This is a genomic window from Micromonospora sp. 4G55 (genome assembly GCF_016803375.1).
Genome location: NZ_JAEVHN010000046.1, coordinates 1 through 20,318 on the forward strand (window position 1 = coordinate 1; position 20,318 = coordinate 20,318).

General features: G+C 73.5%; 22 protein-coding genes and 2 pseudogenes. 15 read left to right on the forward strand and 9 right to left on the reverse strand.

Going from position 1 to position 20,318, the window contains the following annotated elements:
* Positions 1-214, reverse strand: a 214-nt coding sequence (locus JNW89_RS06680) for a hypothetical protein (protein ID WP_238448170.1), incomplete at its 3' end; no start/stop codon positions are given.
* 17 nt (positions 215-231) lie between these two features.
* Here JNW89_RS06680 and JNW89_RS06685 point away from each other — a divergent pair.
* The 3 genes from JNW89_RS06685 to JNW89_RS06695 all read left to right on the forward strand — a co-directional run bounded on the left by JNW89_RS06685 (position 232) and on the right by JNW89_RS06695 (position 2,161).
* Entirely contained in the window at positions 232-882 is a 651-nt protein-coding gene (locus tag JNW89_RS06685; RefSeq protein ID WP_238448171.1) for an alpha/beta fold hydrolase, read from the forward strand.
* Between the two features lie 75 nt (positions 883-957).
* Positions 958-1,260 carry a hypothetical protein gene (locus JNW89_RS06690; RefSeq protein ID WP_154938578.1) on the forward strand — a complete coding sequence of 101 codons (303 nt, stop codon included), beginning with the start codon at positions 958-960 and terminating at the stop codon, positions 1,258-1,260.
* Between the two features lie 49 nt (positions 1,261-1,309).
* Positions 1,310-2,161, forward strand: coding sequence for a proline iminopeptidase-family hydrolase (locus JNW89_RS06695; protein ID WP_238448185.1), 852 nt, complete (start codon positions 1,310-1,312; stop codon positions 2,159-2,161).
* Here JNW89_RS06695 and JNW89_RS06700 read toward each other — a convergent pair.
* Positions 2,043-2,846, reverse strand: a complete 804-nt coding sequence (locus JNW89_RS06700; RefSeq protein WP_306344816.1) for an NADH-quinone oxidoreductase subunit C — start codon at positions 2,844-2,846, stop codon at positions 2,043-2,045. The two genes, JNW89_RS06695 and JNW89_RS06700, sit on opposite strands and share 119 nt — an antisense overlap.
* Positions 2,847-2,951: 105 nt before the next feature.
* On the opposite strand from JNW89_RS06700, the gene JNW89_RS06705 reads away from it, so the two are divergent.
* Positions 2,952-3,998: a glucose 1-dehydrogenase gene (locus JNW89_RS06705; protein WP_238448172.1), complete on the forward strand. Its 1,047-nt coding sequence runs from the start codon at positions 2,952-2,954 to the stop codon at positions 3,996-3,998.
* A 13-nt stretch (positions 3,999-4,011) separates the two neighbouring features.
* Here the strand turns inward: JNW89_RS06705 and JNW89_RS06710 are convergent, their stop codons facing one another.
* The 3 genes from JNW89_RS06710 to JNW89_RS06720 form a co-directional block, all read right to left on the reverse strand.
* Positions 4,012-5,328, reverse strand: a complete 1,317-nt coding sequence (locus JNW89_RS06710) for a DUF2252 domain-containing protein (RefSeq protein WP_238448173.1) — start codon at positions 5,326-5,328, stop codon at positions 4,012-4,014.
* Between the two features lie 119 nt (positions 5,329-5,447).
* On the reverse strand, positions 5,448-7,328 hold the full coding sequence (locus JNW89_RS06715) for a carboxypeptidase-like regulatory domain-containing protein (protein ID WP_309139955.1): 1,881 nt from the start codon (positions 7,326-7,328) through the stop codon (positions 5,448-5,450).
* An 86-nt stretch (positions 7,329-7,414) separates the two neighbouring features.
* On the reverse strand, positions 7,415-7,993 hold the full coding sequence (locus JNW89_RS06720; protein WP_238448174.1) for an NADH-quinone oxidoreductase subunit B: 579 nt from the start codon (positions 7,991-7,993) through the stop codon (positions 7,415-7,417).
* 167 nt (positions 7,994-8,160) lie between these two features.
* Between JNW89_RS06720 and JNW89_RS06725 the strand changes: the two genes are divergently transcribed.
* The 3 genes from JNW89_RS06725 (at position 8,161) to JNW89_RS06735 (ending at position 11,021) form a co-directional block, all read left to right on the forward strand.
* Entirely contained in the window at positions 8,161-9,111 is a 951-nt protein-coding gene (locus JNW89_RS06725) for a hypothetical protein (protein WP_238448175.1), read from the forward strand.
* Between the two features lie 175 nt (positions 9,112-9,286).
* Positions 9,287-9,835 (forward strand): SigE family RNA polymerase sigma factor, encoded by a 549-nt coding sequence (locus JNW89_RS06730; protein ID WP_375155056.1) that lies wholly within the window; start codon positions 9,287-9,289, stop codon positions 9,833-9,835.
* A complete protein-coding gene (locus tag JNW89_RS06735; RefSeq protein WP_238448176.1) occupies positions 9,828-11,021 on the forward strand; it encodes a hypothetical protein in 1,194 nt (397 codons plus the stop codon). The genes JNW89_RS06730 and JNW89_RS06735 overlap by 8 nt, the downstream gene beginning before the upstream one ends.
* 14 nt (positions 11,022-11,035) lie before the next feature.
* Here the strand turns inward: JNW89_RS06735 and JNW89_RS06740 are convergent, their stop codons facing one another.
* The 3 genes and pseudogenes from JNW89_RS06740 to JNW89_RS06750 form a co-directional block, all read right to left on the reverse strand.
* The gene (locus JNW89_RS06740; protein ID WP_238448177.1) at positions 11,036-12,487 is read right to left on the reverse strand and encodes an aminotransferase class V-fold PLP-dependent enzyme; all 1,452 of its coding nucleotides are present in this window, start codon (positions 12,485-12,487) and stop codon (positions 11,036-11,038) included.
* Positions 12,484-13,867, reverse strand: a pseudogene (locus tag JNW89_RS06745) (MFS transporter). Before JNW89_RS06745 ends, JNW89_RS06740 begins: the two are co-directional and overlap by 4 nt.
* A gap of 32 nt (positions 13,868-13,899) precedes the next feature.
* Complete coding sequence (locus JNW89_RS06750; RefSeq protein WP_088960207.1) at positions 13,900-14,214, reverse strand: MGMT family protein; 315 nt, start codon at positions 14,212-14,214, stop codon at positions 13,900-13,902.
* Between the two features lie 61 nt (positions 14,215-14,275).
* On the opposite strand from JNW89_RS06750, the gene proB reads away from it, so the two are divergent.
* The 8 genes from proB to JNW89_RS06790 all read left to right on the forward strand — a co-directional run bounded on the left by proB (position 14,276) and on the right by JNW89_RS06790 (position 19,963).
* The gene (gene proB, locus JNW89_RS06755; RefSeq protein ID WP_238448178.1) at positions 14,276-15,385 is read left to right on the forward strand and encodes a glutamate 5-kinase; all 1,110 of its coding nucleotides are present in this window, start codon (positions 14,276-14,278) and stop codon (positions 15,383-15,385) included.
* Positions 15,386-15,555: 170 nt separating this feature from the next.
* Entirely contained in the window at positions 15,556-16,800 is a 1,245-nt protein-coding gene (locus JNW89_RS06760) for a glutamate-5-semialdehyde dehydrogenase (protein WP_238448179.1), read from the forward strand.
* A 140-nt stretch (positions 16,801-16,940) separates the two neighbouring features.
* A complete protein-coding gene (locus tag JNW89_RS06765; protein ID WP_238448180.1) occupies positions 16,941-17,342 on the forward strand; it encodes a YbaB/EbfC family nucleoid-associated protein in 402 nt (133 codons plus the stop codon).
* 2 nt (positions 17,343-17,344) lie between these two features.
* The gene (locus JNW89_RS06770) at positions 17,345-17,671 is read left to right on the forward strand and encodes a WXG100 family type VII secretion target (RefSeq protein ID WP_238448181.1); all 327 of its coding nucleotides are present in this window, start codon (positions 17,345-17,347) and stop codon (positions 17,669-17,671) included.
* Between the two features lie 191 nt (positions 17,672-17,862).
* The gene (locus tag JNW89_RS06775; RefSeq protein ID WP_238448182.1) at positions 17,863-18,192 is read left to right on the forward strand and encodes a hypothetical protein; all 330 of its coding nucleotides are present in this window, start codon (positions 17,863-17,865) and stop codon (positions 18,190-18,192) included.
* On the forward strand, positions 18,185-18,802 hold the full coding sequence (locus JNW89_RS06780) for a hypothetical protein (protein WP_238448183.1): 618 nt from the start codon (positions 18,185-18,187) through the stop codon (positions 18,800-18,802). Before JNW89_RS06775 ends, JNW89_RS06780 begins: the two co-directional genes overlap by 8 nt.
* Complete coding sequence (locus JNW89_RS06785; RefSeq protein ID WP_238448184.1) at positions 18,799-19,419, forward strand: hypothetical protein; 621 nt, start codon at positions 18,799-18,801, stop codon at positions 19,417-19,419. The genes JNW89_RS06780 and JNW89_RS06785 overlap by 4 nt, the downstream gene beginning before the upstream one ends.
* 28 nt (positions 19,420-19,447) lie before the next feature.
* The gene (locus JNW89_RS06790; protein ID WP_088960199.1) at positions 19,448-19,963 is read left to right on the forward strand and encodes an SUKH-4 family immunity protein; all 516 of its coding nucleotides are present in this window, start codon (positions 19,448-19,450) and stop codon (positions 19,961-19,963) included.
* On the opposite strand, the pseudogene JNW89_RS06795 reads toward JNW89_RS06790, so the two are convergent.
* A pseudogene (locus tag JNW89_RS06795) lies at positions 19,947-20,318 on the reverse strand (hypothetical protein); the annotation flags it as partial. The gene JNW89_RS06790 and the pseudogene JNW89_RS06795 overlap by 17 nt on opposite strands.

Consider the following 20,318-nt stretch of genomic DNA (forward strand, 5'->3'; position numbering starts at 1 on the left):
CGCCGGTGGCGCGCCCGCCCCGGAGCCGGCCGGCGAGCCGGACACCCTGGCCGGGCTGTTCCGGGGCGGCGGTGCTGGGCAACGAGGTGCTCAAGGGCTTCAACCTGTTGCGGGCGGTGGCCGACCTGCGACCCCGGTTCACCTCCGCCGCCGACTTCGGGGCGGTGCCACCGGGCGTCACCATGGCCGACGGGCCCGGGTCACCCGTGCTCATCGGGATCAGCACCCCCGATGGCCACCGGCGGCCCGCACCAGCACGCCCGGCTGGCCGCCGCGTTCCGTGGCCGGCGTCCGATGGTGTCGCTGACCAACCCGGGGTTCGTCGCCGGGGAGCGGCTGCCCGACTCGGTGGACGCGGTGGTCGACGTGCTCGCCGAGAGCGTGGTCCGGGCCGCCGCCGGGCGCCCGTTCGTCCTCATCGGCTACTCCTCGGGCGGGACGCTCGCCTACGCCACCGCCGGGCACCTGGAGCGGAGCCTGGGGGTGCGCCCGGCCGGGGTGGTGCTGATGGACACCTACCGGGTCGACACCGACGACCGGGACCAGTCCCGCCTGATGGAGCAGCTCACCGTCGGGCTGGTCCAGGCCGACGCCCGCTTCGGGATGCTCAACAGCGCCGCCCTGTCGGGGATGAACCGCTACTTCGACCTGGTGCCCCGCTTCCGGCTGGACCCGGTCCAGGCGCCGGTGCTCTTCGTCGGCGCGGCCGAGCCGTTCCGGCCCGACGCGGCCGACGACGGCTCCTGGCAGGCCCGGCCCTGGGAGCCGACGCACGAGTACCGCACCGTCGCGGCCACCCACTTCACCATGATCGAGGACCGGGCGGCGGTCGCCGCGGAGGTCGTCGAGGAGTGGCTCGGGACGCTCGCCCCTAGGGGCTGATAGGGGTATGGACCGCCCGCCGCGATCCATAGTGTCTGCCACGGGAAGCGATCGACGCACGATAGGGAGCAACGGATGAGCACCGACGGCAGCTGGCAGCTGGACATCGAGAGCCCGCTCGGCAAGCAGAGCCTCTGGGTCGACCTGACCGCCGAGGGCGAGAAGCTGATCGGCAAGGCCCGGGCCAACGGCCAGGTCATCGACCCCGACATCATCGACGGCGAGCTGGTCGGCGACGTCGCCTCGTGGAAGATCAAGTGCCGCAAGCCGGTCCCGCTGACCATGAAGGTCACCGTCACCGTCAACGGCGACACCATGACCGGCAAGGCCAAGCCGGGCATGTTCGGTACCTTCCCGGTCACCGGCCGCCGCGTCTAGTGACCGCACCGACGACCAAGGGGACGGCGCCGTTCGGCGAATTCCGGACCTGGTACCGGGTCACGGGGGAGCTGTCGCCGCAACGGACCGCGCTGGTGGTCGTGCACGGCGGCCCCGGCAGCACCCACGACTACCTGACCAGCCTCTCGGTGTTCGCCGACGGCGGCACCCCCGTCGTCCACTACGACCAGCTGGGCAACGGGGGTTCCACCCACCTGCCGGGCCGCCGGCCGAGTTCTGGACCGTCCAGCTCTTCCTCGACGAGCTGGACAACCTCCTGCGCCACCTCGGGATCGCCGACAACTACGCCCTGTTCGGACACTCCTGGGGCGGGCTGCTGGTGGCGAAGCACGCGGCGACGGCGCCGGCCGGCCTCAAGGGCCTGATCATCGCCGACGCGCCGGCGTCGTACCCGTTGTGGCTGGCGGCGATGGCGGAGCTGCGCGCCGCGCTGCCGGCCGGGGTCGACGACACGCTGCGCCGGCACGAGGCGGCGGGCACCACCGACAGCGACGAGTACCACGCGGCCACCAAGGTCTTCTACGACCGGCACCTGTGCCGGCTCGACCCGTGGCCGCGCGACTACCAGGCCTCCTTCTACGAGCTCTACAACGACCCGACGGTGTACCTCGCGATGAACGGACCGAGCGAGTTCCACGTCATCGGGTCGCTGAAGGACTGGGGCGTCACCGACTGTCTCGCCGACATCGCGGTGCCCACCCTGGTCCTCTCGGGCCGCCACGACGAGGCCACCCCGGCCACCGTCCGGCCCTTCCTCGACCTCATCCCGGACGCGCGCTGGGAGCTGTTCGACGACTCCAGCCACGTACCGCACCTGGAGGAGCCGGAGCGGTTCCGCCGGACGGTGGGCGACTACCTGAAGACCGTCGCGCAGGTGTGAAGAAGGACATCGCAATGACGTTCGCCGCCGACACCCTGGACCAGTTCGTACTCGGCCCCGCCGCCCGCACCCCGGACAAGCCGGCGGTGATCGAGCGGGCCGGCGGCGCGCTGGTGACGCCCCACTCCACCGGCGCGGGTACGCCCGGCGGCCGGATCGGCCGGCGACCGCCGCCGGCCTCCGACTCACCCGGCTCCTTCGCCCCCGGCCAGGGCTTGGCCACCCGGGAGGCGAGCACGAACTCCTTGCGCAGCGGATGCCCCTCGAACTCCGGCGGCAGCAGCAGCGGGGCCAGCCCGGGGTGACCGGCGAAGTCGATGCCGAACATCTCGTGGGTCTCCCGCTCGTGCCAGGCGGCGCCCGGCCAGAGGCCGACCACCGAGGGCACCGTCGGCGACTCGCGGGGCACCCGGGTGCGCAGCAGCACGCCGTGCCGGTGGGTGGTCGACCAGAGGTGGACCACCACGTCGAAGCCCTCGGCCAGCTCGTCGACGGCGGAGAGCCAGTCGAAGAAGTCGCAGGCCAGCTCGGCGTCGTCACGCGCCGCGCGCAGCGCGTCGGTCCAGCTCGCGAGGGGTACGTCGACGGTGGCGCGGGCGTGGGACTGACCGCCGGAGACCGATGCGGTGGCCTCGACCGGCGCGAGCAACGCGACCACCCGCTGGCCGACCTCTTCCGGAGTCATGCCGCTGATCCTAGGGCCGCCGGCGCGCGGCCGTGTCGGGCCGCCCGGGCGGCATCTGGCCGCTTTACCCGGCGGGTGGCCGCCGGAGGGGGAAAGATGGTCACCGTGCGCGCTGTCACTGTGACTCCCGGAGTGCCCGAATCGGTCCAACTCGTGGACAACTGGCCCGAGCCGGCGCCCGAGGAGGGCGCGATCCTGGTCGAGGCGCTGGCGGTCGGCATCTGCGGCACCGACCTGGAGATCGTCGCGGGCGAGTACGGCGAGGCGCCACCCGGCCAGGAGCGGCTGGTGCTCGGGCACGAGTCACTGGGCCGGGTGCTGGAGGACCCGACCGGCACCCTGCACCCCGGCGACCTGGTGGCCGGCGTGGTCCGCCACCCCGACCCGGTGCCCTGCCCGAACTGCGCGGTCGACGAGTGGGACATGTGCCGCAACGGGAAGTACACCGAGCACGGGATCAAGGGGCTGCCCGGCTTCGCCCGGGACCGGTGGCGGATCCAACCGAAGTTCGCCGTCGGCCTCGACCCGGCCCTCGCCCCGGTCGGGATGCTGCTCGAACCGACCAGCGTGGTGGCGAAGGCCTGGGACCACATCGAGCGGATTGGCGCCCGCGCCGAGTGGAAGCCGCAGACCGCGCTGATCACCGGCGCCGGGCCGATCGGCCTGCTGGCCGCGCTGCTGGCCACCCAGCGCGGCCTGGCCGTGCACGTCCTCGACCGGAACACCACCGGCCCGAAGCCGGACCTGGTCCGGGCGCTCGGCGCGACGTACCACACCGTGCCGGTGGCCGAGCTGGACTTCGAACCGGACGTGGTGGTCGAGTGCACCGGCGCCCCGCCGGTGCTGCTGGACGCGATGTGCAAGGCCGGGCCGATCGGCATCGTCTGCCTGACCGGCGTCTCCAGCGGCGGCCGGAGCATGGACTTCGACGCGGGCGCGCTCAACCGGGACCTGGTGCTGGAGAACAACGTGGTCTTCGGGTCGGTCAACGCCAACCGGCGGCACTGGGACCTGGCCGCCCAGGCGCTCGCCCGGGCCGACCAGTCCTGGCTGACCTCGCTGATCACCCGCCGGGTGCCGGTGTCGGCGTACGCCGAGGCGTACACCCACACCGGCGGAGACATCAAGACGGTGCTCGACTTCACCGCCTGAGCCGGCGGACGGCTCAGATGCCGGGCAGGCGGCCGTTGCGGAACAGGTCCACGAAGAGCTGGTGGTCCTCCCGGGTCCGGACGCCGTAGACGTGCGCGAAGTCGACGAGGTGGGCGACGAACCCGGCCTCGTCGGCGTCGACCGCCGCCACGATCGACTCCTCGGTGGAGTAGTCCACCAGGTCGTGGCTGGACTCGTCGTCGGCGACCGAGTGCATCCGGGCCACCGCCCGGCCCAGGTCGCTGAGCACCCCGGCCAGCTCGTCCGGCTCGTTGACGTCCGCCCAGTCCAGATCGGCGGCGTACGGGGAGACCTCGGCGACGAGCTGGCCGCTCCCGTCCAGCTCGGTGAAGCCCAGCCACGGGTCGGCGTGCGCCTGCAGTGCCCGCTGCGACTCGGCCGTACGGTGGCCCTGGTGCCGGAAGTAGCCGCGGACCCGCTCGTCGGCGATGTGCCGGGCCACCGCGGGCACCTGCGCCTGCTTCATGTAGATCACGACGTCGTTCTCCAGCGCCTGGGTGTGCCCCTCCAGCAGCAGGTTGTACGACGGCAGCCCGGCCGAGCCGATGCCCACGCCCTTGCGCAGCACCACGTCCTTGATATGGGCCGCGACCGGGCGCAGCCGCGCGGTGGTCTCGGGCAGCGTGGTCAGGTAGTGCTCGAAGGCCGCGCAGACCTTCTTCCGGGTGGCCGCGTCGATCTCGAACACCCCGTCGCCGAGGGAGAAGCGGCGCTCGTAGTTGTCGATGGTGGTCTGCGTGGCGAGCAGGTCCACCCGGGTGTTGAGCCGGGCCTGCTGGAGCACCCGGCGCAGCACGCCGTCGGCGTTGTCCAGGGTGATCGAGCCGATCGCGTCGTCCCCGCCGGCCGCGATGGCCCGCAGCTCGGTCAGGTACGACCGGGCGAACCGGGCGACCAGGTCGCTGATCACCTGGTCCGAGAGGGCCTTGGCGTAGCAGAGCAGGGCGACGCTGGCCGCCAGGCGCTTGAGGTCCCAGGAGAACGGCCCGACGTACGCCTCGTCGAAGTCGTTGACGTTGAACACCAACTGCCCGGAGCCGTTCATGTAGGTGCCGAAGTTCTCCGCGTGCAGGTCGCCGTGGATCCACACCCGGCTGGTCCGCTCGTCGAGAAACGCCTCGTCGGCGAAGTCGCCGCGCTGGTCGGCGTAGAACAGGGACGCGCTGCCCCGGTAGAAGGCGAACGGGGAGGCGGCCATCTTGCGGAACTTGCGGCGGAAGGCCGCCGGGTCGAGTGCCATCGACGCACCGAACTCCTCGGTGAGCACGTCGACGATGAAGGCGGAACGCTGCTCCGCGGACTGGGTCATGGACCGCAGGCTAACCCCCGGCCGCCAGCCGGGGCGCTCGTCCGAGCGAGCGAGCCGGGCGGACCGGTCCGGCGGGTGGCACCCACCGGACCGGCCACCCGGCCGGCCGGACGGCCGAGTCAGCTCGGGGCGGAGGTGCGGGTCTGCGAGCCGGTCACCGGGGCGCGACCGCAGGTGCGGGTGGTGTCCGCGGCGATGGTGGTGGTGGCACCGGCCTTCATCGCCACGGTGGTGGCGTTCCGGACGCCGTACCAGCACTCCTTGTCGACCCAGTACTCGACGTACACGTCCTGGGTGCGGTGGCCCCGCACGGTGAACGCCCCGCCGCTGCCGCTGTCGAAGTAGCCGTACGAGGCGCTGGCGATGTCGCCGGTCCGCGCGTTGTACGTCCAGACGTAGCCGGTCGCGGTCGGGTTCACCGGGTCGGTGACCTTGCCGGCCAGCACGCCGCCGTTGACCAGCTTGGCGTCCACCGTGGCGGTGCCGCCCGAGGTGACCAGGGTCCGGGTGGCGGCGAACCGGTCGGCGACGTCGCCGGACCACTGCCAGGCGTACCCGCTGTTGGGGCTCGGCGCGAACTCGATCGGCCAGCGGTACGGGCCGAGATCGTCGATGGTGTAGCGGCCCTCGGCGGTGGCGCAGTTCTTGCCGAAGATCGCGCCCTGCCCCGGGTGGAACGCGAACGGGTAGGCGCAGACGCCGGGCACCACCGCGCCGGCGGCGTTGCGGATCGTCCCGGTGATGGTGCCGGGCGGGTCCACCCGGATCGTCGGGATGGTGAGCGTCTCTCGGGCCTTCAGCGTCACCGACAGCGCCTCGCGCTGATCACCGCTGCCCCCGTTCGCGGTGACCCACTGGTCGCCGTAGCGCTTCACCGGCGGCTCGTACGGGTTGGTCGCCTGGAAGGCGTAGAGCTGCCAGGTGGCCAGCTCGTTGTCCTCGAACGGGCCCACCTCCAGGTGGCCGTCCTCCGACGAGCAGTACTGGCGCATGTGCGCGGACTGGCCGCCCCACTTCGGTTGCACGAGGTGCAGGCAGATGCCGCCGACCGGCTGCCCGGTCGCCGCGTCCTGCACAGCGGTGGCGAACGCCGCGCCCGGGCGCAGCTGGTAGGAGACCGTGGTGACCTGGCCACGGACCACGTCGACGGTGGGACGCGGATCCAGCGGGAAGTACGAGGCCCCGGCGGAGACGTCCAGCTCCCAGGTGCCGGGCCGCACGTCGGGCACCCGGACCAGCCCGTTGGTGCCGCAGACCGTCTCGTCCTTGCCGCCGGAGATGTACAGGCAGGGCCGGCGCACCGGCATGCCGGTAACCGCGTCGGTCACCCGGGCCTCGACAGTGCCCAGCGGCAGGAGCCGCTCGTCGACGGTGAGCGCGCCGCCGTCGGTGAGGGTGTAGACCGTGCCCTCCTCCCGGGTTTCCTTCCCGGGCACCCACTGGGTGCCGTGCACGTTGTCGTAGACGGAGATCCGGTAGCGGCCGGGCGGCAGATTGTTCAGCGCGTAGCGCCCGTCGCCCAGGTCCCAGGTGTACGCGATGGCCTGGTAGGAGGAGTCCTCGCCGTGCACCGCGACGCTGACCGCGGCTCCCGTGCCGTACTGGTCGGTGATCCGGCCACTGATGCTGCCGGCGCCCCGACCCAGGGTGAAGTCCTGCTCGACCGTGGCGCCCGCCGGGATCGAGACGGCCGACGCGTTCAGGTAGTCGGGGGCGTCGTACCACCACTGGGTGCGGAATCCGTCGGCGTGCATCCGGATCTTGTAGTCGGGCGCGTTCCACGCGCCGGGGATGGTGTAGCGGCCCTGCGCGTCGGAGCAGTACTCGGCGGCGACGGCGGTGGGCGAGGTGTGCAGGGCGAAGCAGGCGTTCGCGACGGGCGTGCCGTCGGAATCGCGGACGACGCCGGTGTAGCCGACGGTGTCGGCGGCTGCCGGAGCAGCGGTGAGAGGAACTATGGCGAGCGCGCCAGGAGGGCGGCCCCCGTTGCCCGCATGGATCTCATCTCAGCAAGATAGCGATACCGGCCGACATCGAAGATCATCCGGTCGGTCCGGACAGCGTCGCCGGTCGGGCCGGTGGCGGCTCAGGACGCCGGCGGGCGTACCGGCGGGGAGGTGAGCGAGCTGACCGGGCGGGGTGGGGAGTCCGGGCGCGGCGCGGCGTCCGCCGGCGAGGCGAGCGCGTCGGGGCGGGCCACGCCGCCGATCCCGGACTGCTCGGCGGCGATCTTCTCCTGCAGGCGGAGGATGCCGTGCAGCAGCGCCTCCGGCCGGGGCGGACAGCCGGGCACGTAGACGTCGACCGGAATGAGCTGGTCGACGCCCTTGGTCACCGAGTACGAGTCCCAGTACGGGCCGCCGCAGTTGGAGCAGGCGCCGAACGAGATCACGTACTTCGGCTCGGGCATCTGGTCGTAGAGGCGCTTGATCGCCGGGGCCATCTTGTCGGTGACCGTGCCGGAGACCACCATCAGGTCGGCCTGCCGGGGCCCGTGGGCGAACGGGATCACGCCCAACCGGATGAAGTCGTGCCGCCCCATGCTGGTGGCGATGAACTCGATCGCGCAGCAGGCAAGGCCGAAGTTGAAGACCCAGAGCGAGTAGCGGCGGCCCCAGTTCAGCACGAACCGGATCGGCTCGCCGAGCACTCCCGGCAGCTGCACGACCGCCCCCTTCCTGTCTCCCACCGGACAGTCAACCACAGCGCCCGGGCTGCAACCGGAACGGCCGTCGCAGGCTTCTACCGGTGTGAGGACGCGGACGGAACCGATCGCCGCGCCGCGCCAACGGGTCGCGGCGGACGCCGCGACGACGACCACGGGGAGCAAGCATGAACGTAGGAACCGGAGGACGGGTCGCCGGCGTGCTGCTCGGGTCGGCGCTGGCCGTCCTGGGCGCGGCGCCGGCCATCGCCGCCGCCAGCACGGCGACCGAGGGGCCGGCCACCATCTCGGCGGGCCGGCTGATCCTGGAGCCGACCGCCCGGGGCTACCAGGGCAGCGTGCCGGTGACGGTCACCAACCGCAGCGGCGCCGCCGAGTACTACAGCGTCCGGATCACCGAGCCGGTCGCCGGCTCGTTCCAGGGGCTGCGACCCACCGACGCCTGTGCCTTCGCGGGCCGGGTGGACGACCGCCGGATCGTGGAGTGTGGGCTCCCCGGGCCGGACCTGGCACCCGGTGAGCGACGCAGCTTCGCCGTCACGTTCGAGGTGCTCACCGCGCCCCGGCCGTACGCGATGACCGCCGCCGACGGGCGCGTCGAGGTGGTGCCCGGGCACACCGGGCAGGTGGCCGACGGGGAGGACTTTCCCACCCTGTTCCGGAGCACCGATGGCTCGCTGCGCCACCCCCGGCCGTACGTGCGGGACACCGAGGCGAGGGCGGCGATCGGCGCGGGCGTCGGCCCTGTGGAGCTGACCCGGCAGGCGGACGGAACGTACGCGGGCCGGCTGCCGGTGACCGTGCGGTACGCCGGGGACGCCCCGCACGACTACCTGGCGGTGCTGGCCACTCTGCCCGGCGGGTTGGAGGTGACCGGCACGGAACCGCAGGACGCGCCGAGCTTCGGCGGGTGGTTCGAGGTGCCGGGCGGGCAACTGACCGCCGGTGAGGAGCGCGCCTTCGACGTGCTGTTCCGCGCCCCGGCCGGCACCGTCGCCGGTGACCTCGGCACCGTCGAGCTGACCCTCAGCACGCTGTCCGGGGCCGACGAGGTGCGCGACGCCGACCCGACGGACAACGTCCTCCGGGTCACGCTCGACGCCGTCGACAACGGCTGACGTCCATGAGCCACCGCCGGCCGGGCACGGGGGTCTCGGCCGGCGGTGCCCGTCCGGAGCCGGTCGTCCCGGCCCCGACCACCCTCCCCCGACGAAGGACGACAACCGGCCGGTGCCGGTGCCGGAGTGACCGGTGCCGGCGGGTACGGACCCACGGCCGCAACGGGGAGGACGAGTGACTGTGACAAGAGACGTGCGGGTCGCCGGGCCACCGCCCGGCCCGGCTCCCGAACCGCCCGAGCTTACGTTCGACGACTTCTACCACGCGCACTTCCGAGGGCTGGTCGTCCAGCTCGGCGCGTACACCGGGGACCTCGGCCAGGCGCAGGACCTGGTCCAGGAGGCCTTCTGCCGGGCGTATGTGCGCTGGGACCGGGTGGCCGGCTACGAGGACCCGCTCGCCTGGGTCCGCAAGGTCGCCTGGAACCTGGGCCACAACCGCTGGCGGCGGCTGCGTAGGGCCGAGCTGTTCCTGCGGCGGCAGCGGGAGACGCACGTGGCCGGGCCGACGCCGGACCGGGTGGCGCTCGACCTGGCCCTGGCGCAGTTGCCGCCCAAGCAGCGCCGCGCCGTGGTGCTGCACTACCTCGCCGACCTGACGGTCGCCGAGATCGCCGCTCAGGAGCAGGTCGCCGAGGGCACGGTCAAGTCCTGGCTGCACCGGAGCCGGGCGGCGCTCGCCACCCGCCTGCGCGAGACCACCGAGGAGGTGCGGGATGCCTGAGCAGGATGTTCTCGCCACGGAGTTCGCCCGCTACCGGCAGGCGGCGATGACCGAGATCGAGGTGCCGGGACCGGCCGCCGTGCGGCGGGCCGTACGCCGGCGGCGGCGCAACCACCTCGCTGCCGGGGCCACGGCGGCGCTGACCCTGCTGGCCGGGCCGGTCGTCGGGTACGCGGCGCTGAACCGCCCGACCCCCGACCCGACCCCGGTCGAGCCGACGCCGAGCGCCACCGCGAGCCCGTCACCGATGCCGAGCGGCTCCGGCAGCCCGACTCCGTCGTCGGCGACGACCAGCACCAGCCCCACCCGGGCGCCGGACGGTCGGATCAGCCGGGCGCAGCTGCTGGCCGCCCGGCTCCCCCTGCCCGCCTGGCCCTCGCCTACGCCGGCGACCTGCACCACCGAGAACGTCCGGCTGCACGCGGGTCCGAGCATGGACTTCGTGCCCGCGCTGCTCGACGTCGGCCACGGCGACCTGGACCGGGACGGCGCGACCGAGACGGTCGCCCTGCTCGGCTGCCGGATCGGCGAGGCGCAGGCGAAGCAGCTGGTGGCCTTCGACCGGGACGACGCGGGGCGGATCGTGACCCTGGGCCGCATCGTGGGGACCGAACAGGAGATCGAGGACGTCACCGGCTTCGTGGTGCAGGCCGACGGGCAGGTGCGGGCACAGGTGGCCGACCTGCAACCGTGCTGCGACACCCCGGCCTACTGGACACGCCACCAGTGGCGCACGTACGGCTGGGACGGTGACCGGTTCACCCGGACCGGCGGGCCGGCGGAGTTCGGGCCGGACACCCGGCTGACGGATCTCTCGCTGAGCGCCGCGGAGATGGTCCTGGGCCCGGCGGGCTCCGACGGGCGACGGCCCGGCACGTTGACCCTCACCGTCACCAACCGGGGGCCGATCGACGCGCCCCAGGTGGGCTTCTCGGAGCTGGAGCTGATCGGCACCCCGGACGGCGGCGACTGGGCGGCCTGCCGCCGGCCCGAGGATCCCTCGAGTCGCTGCCGCCTGGCGGGCGTGCCGGCCGGGGAACGGCGGACGTACACCTTCCGCTTCCTGGTCGACCCGGACCAGCTGGATCGGCCGAGCGCCCTGGTCGTGCACCTCGACTCGGAGAACCGGTACTGGAAGGACCGGACGCTGCAGGACAACCACGTGAACGTGCGGGTGAAGAGCTGACGAGGTCACCCCGGTCAGTACGTGGGGCGTTGCAGCAGGCTGACGAACTCGACCAGCAGCCGCTCGCGCAGCGCCGGCGGGGCGGCGTCCAGCAGGGTGTTCACCACCGCCATCCGCTCCGGCACGCCCTGACCCCCGGCGAGGCCGAGCCCGGCGGCCAGGCCGGCGACCAGTTCGGGGGTGAGCGCCTGCGGGGTCAGCGCGGTCGCCAGCGCATGCAGCTCGGCGGGGAGCCGGACCGGACCGGCCGCCCGGGTCGCGGCCACCGCGGCGGTCAGGTCCGGGCCGAACTCGGCGACCCGGGGCGCGACCGAGGCGGTCACGGTCAGGTGCACGCTCGGCGGCAGATCGGCGTACCGGAGCTGGGGCTGGGTGTGCCAGCCCCGGGCGGTCAGCTCGTCGACCAGCACGAAGAGGTCGAGTTCCGGGTCGGTGGCGGTGAAGCAGACCACCGTCGACTCCGGCTCGGCCATCAGCCGCAGCCCGTCGACGCCCCGCACGGCGTCGGCCAGCGCGGTGACCGCGTCCCGGGTCGCGGCGGCCAGCCGCAGGTAGCCGGCGTCGCCGAGGTGCCGCAGGGTGGCGTACGCGGCGGCGATCGGCCCGCCCGAGCGGGTCGAGGCGAGCACCGGGTTGACCATCGTGTACCCGGGCCAGTCCGCGTACGCGAAGTACTGCGGGGCGCGCAGCGCCGGGTCGCGGTGCAGCAGCACCGACACGCCCTTCGGGGCGTACGCGTACTTGTGCAGGTCCACCGAGATCGAGGTGACCCCGTCGACGGCGAAGTCGAACGGCGGCACCGGCACGCCGAGGCGGCGCAGGTAGGGCAGTGTCCAGCCGCCGAAGCAGGCGTCCACGTGGCAGCGCACCCCGGCCGCCGCGGCCGCCGCGGCGATCTCCGCCACCGGGTCGACGACGCCGTGCGCGTACGAGGGGGCGGAGCAGGCGACCAGCACCGTCTCCGGCGATCGCGGCGGCCACGTCGGCGGCCGCCGGGCGCAGCGTCTTCGGGTCGACCGGCACCGTGTCGAGGGTGACCCCGAGCAGGTGGGCGCCTTGGCGAAGGCGGCGTGCCCGCTGGCCGGCACCACGATCCGGGGGGCGGTCAGCTCGGGGCGGGCGTCCCGGGCCGCCTTGACGGCGAGGATCAGCGACTCGGTGCCGCCGCTGGTGACGCTGCCGACCACCTCCGGCGCGGTCGTGCCGGGGCCGCCGCCGAGCAGCCGGGCGGCCGCCCCGACCAGTGCGTTCTCCATTGCCAGCAGGGACGGGAAGGCGGTCGGGTCGAGCCCGTTGACGTGCGCGCTGCCGGCGTGCGCGGCGGCGGCCAGCTCGTCCAGGCCGGGCACGGCGGGGTCGTAGACGTAGGCGAACAGCCGTCCGCCGTGCGTCGGCCGGTCGAGGGCCCGCAGCTCGCGGATCTCCGCCAGCACCTGCTCGGCGGGTACGCCGTCCTCGTCGGTCATTCCTCGCCCTTCGGGTCGGGATCCAGGGTCCAGCCGCGCAGCAGCAGCACGCCGAGCCCGACCAGCAGGGCGGGCAGCACGGTGAAGCCGAGCAGCACGCCGAGCCGGGCCTGGTCGGACTGGGCCGCCGCGGTGCCGGTGTCGGAGGAGACGTAGCCGGAGACCTGGAGTACCAGGCCGTAGAGGCCGGGGCCCAGCGCCAGGCCGAAGGTCTCCCCCGCCGTCCACAGGCCGGTGAAGACGCCCGCCTGCCGGCGACCGGTCCGCGCGGTCTCGTGGGCGACGCAGTCCGGCAGCAGGGCCAGGGCGAAGACCTGCTGGCCGGCGTACCCGACGCCGAGCAGCGCGACCACCGCGTAGACGGCGGCGGCGGGCAGCGCCGGCGCGGCGACCAGGGCAAGCGTCCCGGCGGCGAGCAGCACCGAGGCGGCGACCAGGGCGCTCCGCTTGCCGAGCCGGGCGCCGAGCCGGGACCACAGCGGCATCACCAGCAGCGCCGGCCCGACGAAACAGGCGAAGAGCAGGGTCGGGCCGTTCTCCGGGTCGCGCAGGATCTGGTCGGCGAAGTAGCTGACCCCGGCCAGGATGGTCGCCACCCCGGCCGACTGGATCACGAAGCAGAGCAGCAGCGCCCGGAACGGCCGGTTGCCGGCGGCCACCGCGAGCTGGGCACGCAGCGTCGGCTCGGTCTCGGTCACCGCGCCGGTCGCGACCGCGCGGGTGCCGAGGAAGGCGCCGACCGCGCCGAGGGCGATCAGCGCGGCGACGAAGAGCCCCATCCACCGGTGCCCGCCGACGCCGTCGCCGGTCGCGGTCACCACCATCGGGGCCACCGCGCCGGAGACCAGGATGGCCAGCGCCAGCACGGCGATCCGCCAGGTCATCAGCCGGGTACGCTCCGCGCGGTCGCCGGTCAGCTCGGCCGGCATCGCCACGTACGGCACCTGGAAGAAGGCGAACGCGGTGGCGGTGGCGAGGAAGGCGACCGCCACGTACGCCCCGGCGGGGGGGACCGGCGCCGAAGGGCGCGGCGAAGATGGCCGCGAAGAGCACCGCGAGGGCCAGGCCGGCGCCGAGCAGCCACGGCCGGCGCGGCCCCCAGCGGGACCGGGTGCGGTCAGAGAGCCGCCCGGCCACCGGGTTCACCAGCACGTCCCACGCCTTGGGCAGCAGCACCAGCAGGGCGGCCACCCCGGCGGCCACGCCCAGGGTGTCGGTGAGGTACGGCAGCAGCAACAGCCCCGGCACGGTGCCGAACGCGCCGGTGGCCAGCGAGCCGAGGGCGTAGCCGGCGTGCACCCGGCGCGGCAGTTGGTCCGGTCGCCGCGCCCCGGTCGGGCCGGCGACCGAGGGGTCGGCTTCAGCCGGCGGCGCGTCCATGGGGCCGAATATTACTCACGTTATGGCCCCGGTCACATTCCCTCTTCCGGCCACCAGCTCGCCGCCGACATGTCCACCCCGGCGGCCCGCAACGGGCAGCCCTCGGCCCGCAACCGGGCCCGCGCCTCGACCTCGTGACCGGGCGGCAGCCGGCCGGCGGAGGTCACCACCCGGTGCCAGGGCACCCCGCCGCCGTGCCGGGCCATGATCGAGCCGACCAGCCGCGCGGAGGCCCGGCCCGAGCGCTCGGCGAGGGCGTCGGCGACCGCCCCGTACGACATCACCCGGCCCGGCGGGATCCGCTCGACCAGCGCGAGCACCGCCTCGACGTACTCCTCAGGCGTCATGACCGGCCACGATATGGGAAGCCTCCGGGGTCGCGCGGGACCGACCGCGCAGAATGGGCGGGTGCGCGAAGCAGTCACCCAGGCCCGGCGGATCGTCGTCAAGATCGGTTCGTCCTCGCTGACCACCGGCGGCGGTGGGCTGGACGACGCCCGGGTCGACGCCCTGGTGGACACCCTCGGCGCGCTCGCCGCCCGGCGGCACGAGGTGGTGCTGGTCTCCAGCGGCGCGATCGCCGCCGGCCTGGCCCCGCTCGGGCTGGCCCGGCGTCCCCGCGACCTGGCCACCCAGCAGGCCGCCGCGAGCGTCGGGCAGGGCCTGCTCATCGGCCGGTACGCGACCGGCTTCGCCCGGCACCGGCTCACCGTCGGCCAGGTGCTGCTCACCGTCGACGACGTCACCCGGCGGGCGCACTACCGCAACGCGTACCGGACCCTGCGCAAGCTGCTCGACCTGCGCGCGGTGCCGATCGTCAACGAGAACGACACGGTCGCCACCGAGGAGATCCGCTTCGGCGACAACGACCGGCTGGCCGCGCTGGTCGCCGCCCTGGTCGACGCCGACCTGCTGGTGCTCCTCTCCGACGTGGACGCGCTCTGGACCGGGGACCCGACCCAGCCGGGCAGCACCCGGATCACCGAGGTGCGCGACGAGGCCGACCTGGCCGGCATCGAGATCGGCGGCGCGGGCCGCTCCGGGGTGGGCACCGGCGGCATGGTCACCAAGGTCGAGGCGGCCCGGATCGCCACCGGCTTCGGCATTCCGGTGGTGCTGACCGCCGCGCCGCTGGCCGGCGAGGCGCTGGCCGGCGAGCCGGTCGGCACCTTCTTCCACCCCAGCCGGCAGCGGCCCGCGGCCCGGCTGTTCTGGCTCGCGCACGCCACCGCGCCCCGGGGGCGGCTGCACCTCGACCCGGGGGCGGTGCAGGCGGTGGTGGGGCGGCGCAAGTCGCTGCTGCCGGCCGGGATCACCGCGGTGGACGGCGCGTTCACCGCCGGCGACCCGGTCGACCTGGTGGACGCCGAGGGCGCGCCGGTGGCCCGGGGGCTGGTCAACTACGACGCGGTGGAGCTGCCGGGGCTGCTCGGCCGCTCCACCTCGGAACTCGCCGCGGCGCTCGGCCCGGCGTACGAACGGGAGGTCGTCCACCGCGACGACCTCGTGCTGCTGTGAGGAGTTGCCGATGAGCGAGCGTCAGCGAGCGAATCATCAGTTCAGCGCGGTCGTGCCTCATGGCGGCACGGAGCGCAGCGGAGTGCCGGCATGAGCGAGCGTCAGCGAGCGAATCATCAGTTCAGCGCGGTCGTGCCTGATGGCGGCACGGAGCGCAGCGGAGTGTCGGCATGAGCGTCAGCGAGCAGGCCCGCCGGGCCCGGGACGCGGCGGGCGAGCTGGCGGTCGCCACGCGTACCGCCAAGGACGCCGCGCTGCACGCGATGGCCGACGCGCTGGTGGCGCGTACCCGGGAGATCCTGACCGCGAACGAGGCGGACCTGGCGGCGGGGCGCGAGGCCGGGCTGAGCGCGGCCGTGCTGGACCGGCTGGCGCTCGACGCGGGCCGGGTGGCGGCCATCGCGGACGCGCTGCGCCAGATGGCCGCGCTGCCCGACCCGGTGGGCGAGGTGGTCCGCGGCTCGACCCTGCCCAACGGGCTGGAACTGCGCCAGATCCGGGTGCCGTTCGGAGTGGTCGGCATCATCTACGAGGCCCGGCCGAACGTGACGGTGGACGCCGCCGGGATCTGCCTGAAGTCCGGCAACGCCGCGCTGCTGCGCGGCTCCTCGTCGGCGGCGCACTCGAACGCGGCGCTGGTCGCCGTGCTGCGGGACGCGGTCGCCGGGGCCGGCCTGCCGGCGGACGCGGTGCAGCTGCTCGACGCCACCTCGCGCGACTCGGTCAAGGAGCTGATGCGGGCGCGCGGGCTGGTCGACGTGCTGATCCCGCGCGGCGGCGCGTCGCTGATCCGCACCGTGGTCGAGGAGTCGACGGTGCCGGTGATCGAGACCGGGGTGGGCAACTGCCACGTCTACGTCGACGCCGCGGCGGACGTGGCGAAGGCGGTGGCGGTCACCCTCAACGCGAAGACCCAGCGGCTGTCCACCTGCAACACGGCCGAGTCGCTGCTGGTGCACGCGGCCGTCGCGGACGCCTTCCTGCCGCCGGCCCTGGCCGCCTTCGCCCAGGCCGGGGTGACCGTGCACGGCGACGACCGGGTGGCCGCGTTCTCCGCCGCGGTGGTGCCGGCCACCGACGAGGACTTCGCCACCGAATACCTCTCGGCGGACATCTCGGTGGCCGTGGTCGACTCGCTCGACGCGGCGGTCGCGCACATCCGCCGCTACGGCACCGGGCACACCGAGGCGATCCTCACCGACTCTGCCGCGGCGGCCCGGGAGTTCGTGGCCCGGGTGGACGCGGCGGCGGTGATGGTGAACGCGTCGACCCGGTTCACCGACGGCGGCGAGTTCGGCTTCGGCGCCGAGATCGGCATCTCCACCCAGAAGCTGCACGCCCGCGGCCCGATGGGTCTGCCCGAGCTGACCTCGACGAAGTACGTGGTCACCGGGGACGGGCACCTGCGCGGCTGACCGTCTGAGAGGCTGTCGGGGAATCCCGGGGCGGCTGCGGCGGGGTTCCCCGACAGCCTCTCAAGTGGACGGGCGTACGCGGGGGTGCGCGGGGCCGCTAGTCTGAGGCCGGTTCGGCACGGCTTGTCTGGGGAGGCGGCATGCTGGGCGAGAGCGCCCTGGAAGAGCAGTTGGCGCAGGCGCGCGCCGCGTTGCGGGAGGTGAGCCGCACCGTCACGCCCCGGGAACGGGTCGAGTCGGTGGGCGAGGCCGCCGACGGTCGGATCCGGGTCACCCTCGGCACCGACGGGCGGGTCAGCGCCGTCGACCTCGACCCCCGGGTGCTGCGCGAGGGGGCGGAACACCTCGCCGAGGAGTTGCGCCGGGCGGTGAACGCGGCGCTCGACGGGCAGGACGACGACCCGGCCGCCGCCGAGCCGATGCCCGACCTCGCCGCGATGACCGCCACCGTCGAGCGCCTCCAGGACCAGGGCCTGCGCCAGATGCGCGAGATCAGCCAGGCCATCAGCGACACCATGCGCAAGATCCAGCAGCGGAGCTGACGATGGAGCCCCTCGACGTCGACATCGACGCCCTGCGCCGCGGCGCGGACGAGCTGACCCAGGCCAAGGAGGAGGTCCGGCAGGCCTTCGAGACGTTCCAGGCCGCGCTGGGCAGCTACGCGCAGGCCTTCGGCGGCGACGAGATCGGCATGCTGGTCGGCGTCGCCCACCAGGCCTGTGTGGACGCCCTGACCGAATGCCTCAGCACCAACGTCGCCGAGCTGGAGAGCTACGCCGACGGCCTGCACGGGATGGCCGAGAACTACCGGGCCATCGAGGAGGACGTCACCGCCTCGTTCCGCTCGATCCTCGGCTCGCTGGGCGGCTGAGCCCTCCGCACGTACGAAAGGAGTCGCCGTGGGCCTGACGCTTCCGGGCGAGCTCGCGTCCCTGCTCTCGATGATCGGGTACGACTGGCCGGAGTCCGACGAGACCGCGATCTTCCAGCTCGCCGGCGAGTGGACCGGCATGGCCGACCGGATCAACGGCTCGGTCGCCGGTTGGACTCGGCGCGCGGACGGTGCTGGAGACCAACCGGGGCGAGAGCATCACCGCCTTCGCCAGCGAGTGGAACGACAAGGAGTCGGCCGCCCGCAACATCGCCGACGCCACCAACCCGACGAACGTGATCGCCATCGGGCTGATGGCCGCGGCGGGCGTGGTGCTGGCCCTGAAGATCCAGGTGATCATCCAGCTGATCCTGCTGGCCATCCAGATCGCACAGGCGATCGCCACGGCGGTGGCGACCTTCGGCGCGTCCCTGCTGGAGATCCCGATCTTCAAGATGATCACCGGGCTGATCGTCGACCAGCTGATCGGGCTGGCGGTGGACACGGTGCTCAATGGCTAAGAAGCGGACCAGCCCGCCCCGGCAGGCGCAGGCCAAGGGGGCTCGGATCGTCTCGGCGTACCTGGAGAACGCCGACGTGTTCCGCACCGCCAAGGCGGCCGGGACGAAGGTCGACGGGCCGGCCGTGCTGGTGCTGAAGAACCGTCCCGACTTCGACAAGCGGGACTTCGACCGCAAGGCGCGCGACCTGCGCCGGCTCGGGGACGACGGCTCGCTGAAGAAGGCGAAGTCGGACCGGGACAGCAACAAGGTCTACGACCCGTCGACGCAGAAGAGCCGCACCCGCACCAACATCTACCGGGACCGGATGATCCGGAACCTGACGAAGGACGGCCGCCTCAAGGCGGACATGGGCACTCCGGAGACCAACAAGTACCTGGCCAACAAGAGCCTGGTGGACCGGCTCTACGCCGGCAAGGGGCCGATCACCGCCCGCGGCCAGGGCTACGACCCGGACCACATCCACGAGCTGCAAATGGACGGAAAGGATATATACGATAACCTCAGGCCGATGGACGCCTGGACCAACCGCCAACTCGGCAGCGACATCTCCGTGGCGCTGCGGGACGTCCCCGAGGGCACGCCGATCATCGTGAAGGTGATCGAGTGACCGGCCCCGACGCCCCCGCCGGCCTGGACCGCATCCGCGAGAAGCTCGCGCTGCTGCGCCGCCAGGCGACGGAGCAGGACTTCGCGGTGGTGATCGGCGAGCCGGCCCCGCTGGAGCCGCTGCCCGAGCTGCCCGGCGTGGCCGAGGTCTACAGTCTCTTCGGCCGGCTGGAGGGCGACAACTTCCGGTTCGCGCCGCCGGAGCAGATCCTCAGCCCGGCCGCCTGGGCGGCCCGCACGGTCGACGAGAGCGATCCGATGGGCAGTCCGCTGCCGGTCGGCCACGAGGTGCACAGCATCCCGCCGGGCCTGCGCGGCGAGATCAGGGCCGGCGCCCCGATCTACCTGGACACCGAGGATCTCGACGTCTACTGGATGGAGCCGGACGACTACGTCTTCCTCTACGAGCACCCGGACTCCGAACCGGAGCTGACCGTCATCGCCCCGGACGTCGTCACGTTCTTCGACGAACACGTGCTCGGCCCCGGCTACCCGGCGCTCGTCGGGACCGTGCTCGGCCCGGGCGTGGCCGAGCGGCGGCTGCGCAAGGGGCCGCACACCGGCGAGTACGCCGACAACTGGCGGCGCCTGCTGATCGCCGCCGGCCTCTCCTCCTGAATCCCCCGTCGACCCGCGAAGGACCGTCATGGCAGCTGATCCCCGGTTCACGGCACTGTGGAGCGAGGACGAGCTCATCCCGTACCCGCGCGAGGCGTGGCTGGAGGGCGGGTTCAGCCCCGACCTGCTCCCCGCCGGCGACGAGATCCCGCTCGACGTGGCGGTCGTCTACACCGCCTTCCTCGAAGGCGACATCGAGCTGTACGACACCATCCAGCTCAGCACCGAGGACGGTTCGCTGGACGTCCGGCTGATCGTGGTGGGCGCGGTCGCCGACAACCCCGACCTGCTCTACGTGCTCGACCCGCGCAACGGCGAGATCCTCCAGTTCGACCTGGACCAGCAGGACATCCAGGGCGTCAACAGCAGCTTCCGCACCTTCATCGAGTTCCTCTACCAGTTCGCGCTCTTCGTCGAGGCGGACGAGGGCAAGGCGGGCCGGGCCGAGCGGGCCGAGACGCTGCGGATGGTGCTGGAGAGCATCGACCCGGCCGCGTTCGCCCCGGACGGCTGGTGGCCGCTGGTGATCAGCCAGTTGAAGTGACGGTCCGGCAGGCCCGGATCGCCCGCAGCGTGGTGTGCACGTCGAACTGGTGACCGTCGTCGCTGTCCCAGCCGCCGTCGCTGCGCTGGGTCTCGGCGAGCCGGCGGCGGGCCGAGACCAGCAGCCACTGCTCCTCGCCCACCTCGACCCGGCGCAGCGTCGCGGCCAGCCAGGCCACGTCGGCCGGGGACATCTTCGGGATCCGCTCGGCCAGCACCGCCTGGATCCGCGCCGACTCGTAGTACATCTCCTGCCGGTGCAGCACGGCCGCGCTCAGCCAACCGGCGGCCAGGAAGGACGGCCAGCCGCCGTCGGGGGCGAGCTGCGCGGCGACCGCCTGCGCCGCCGCCTGCAC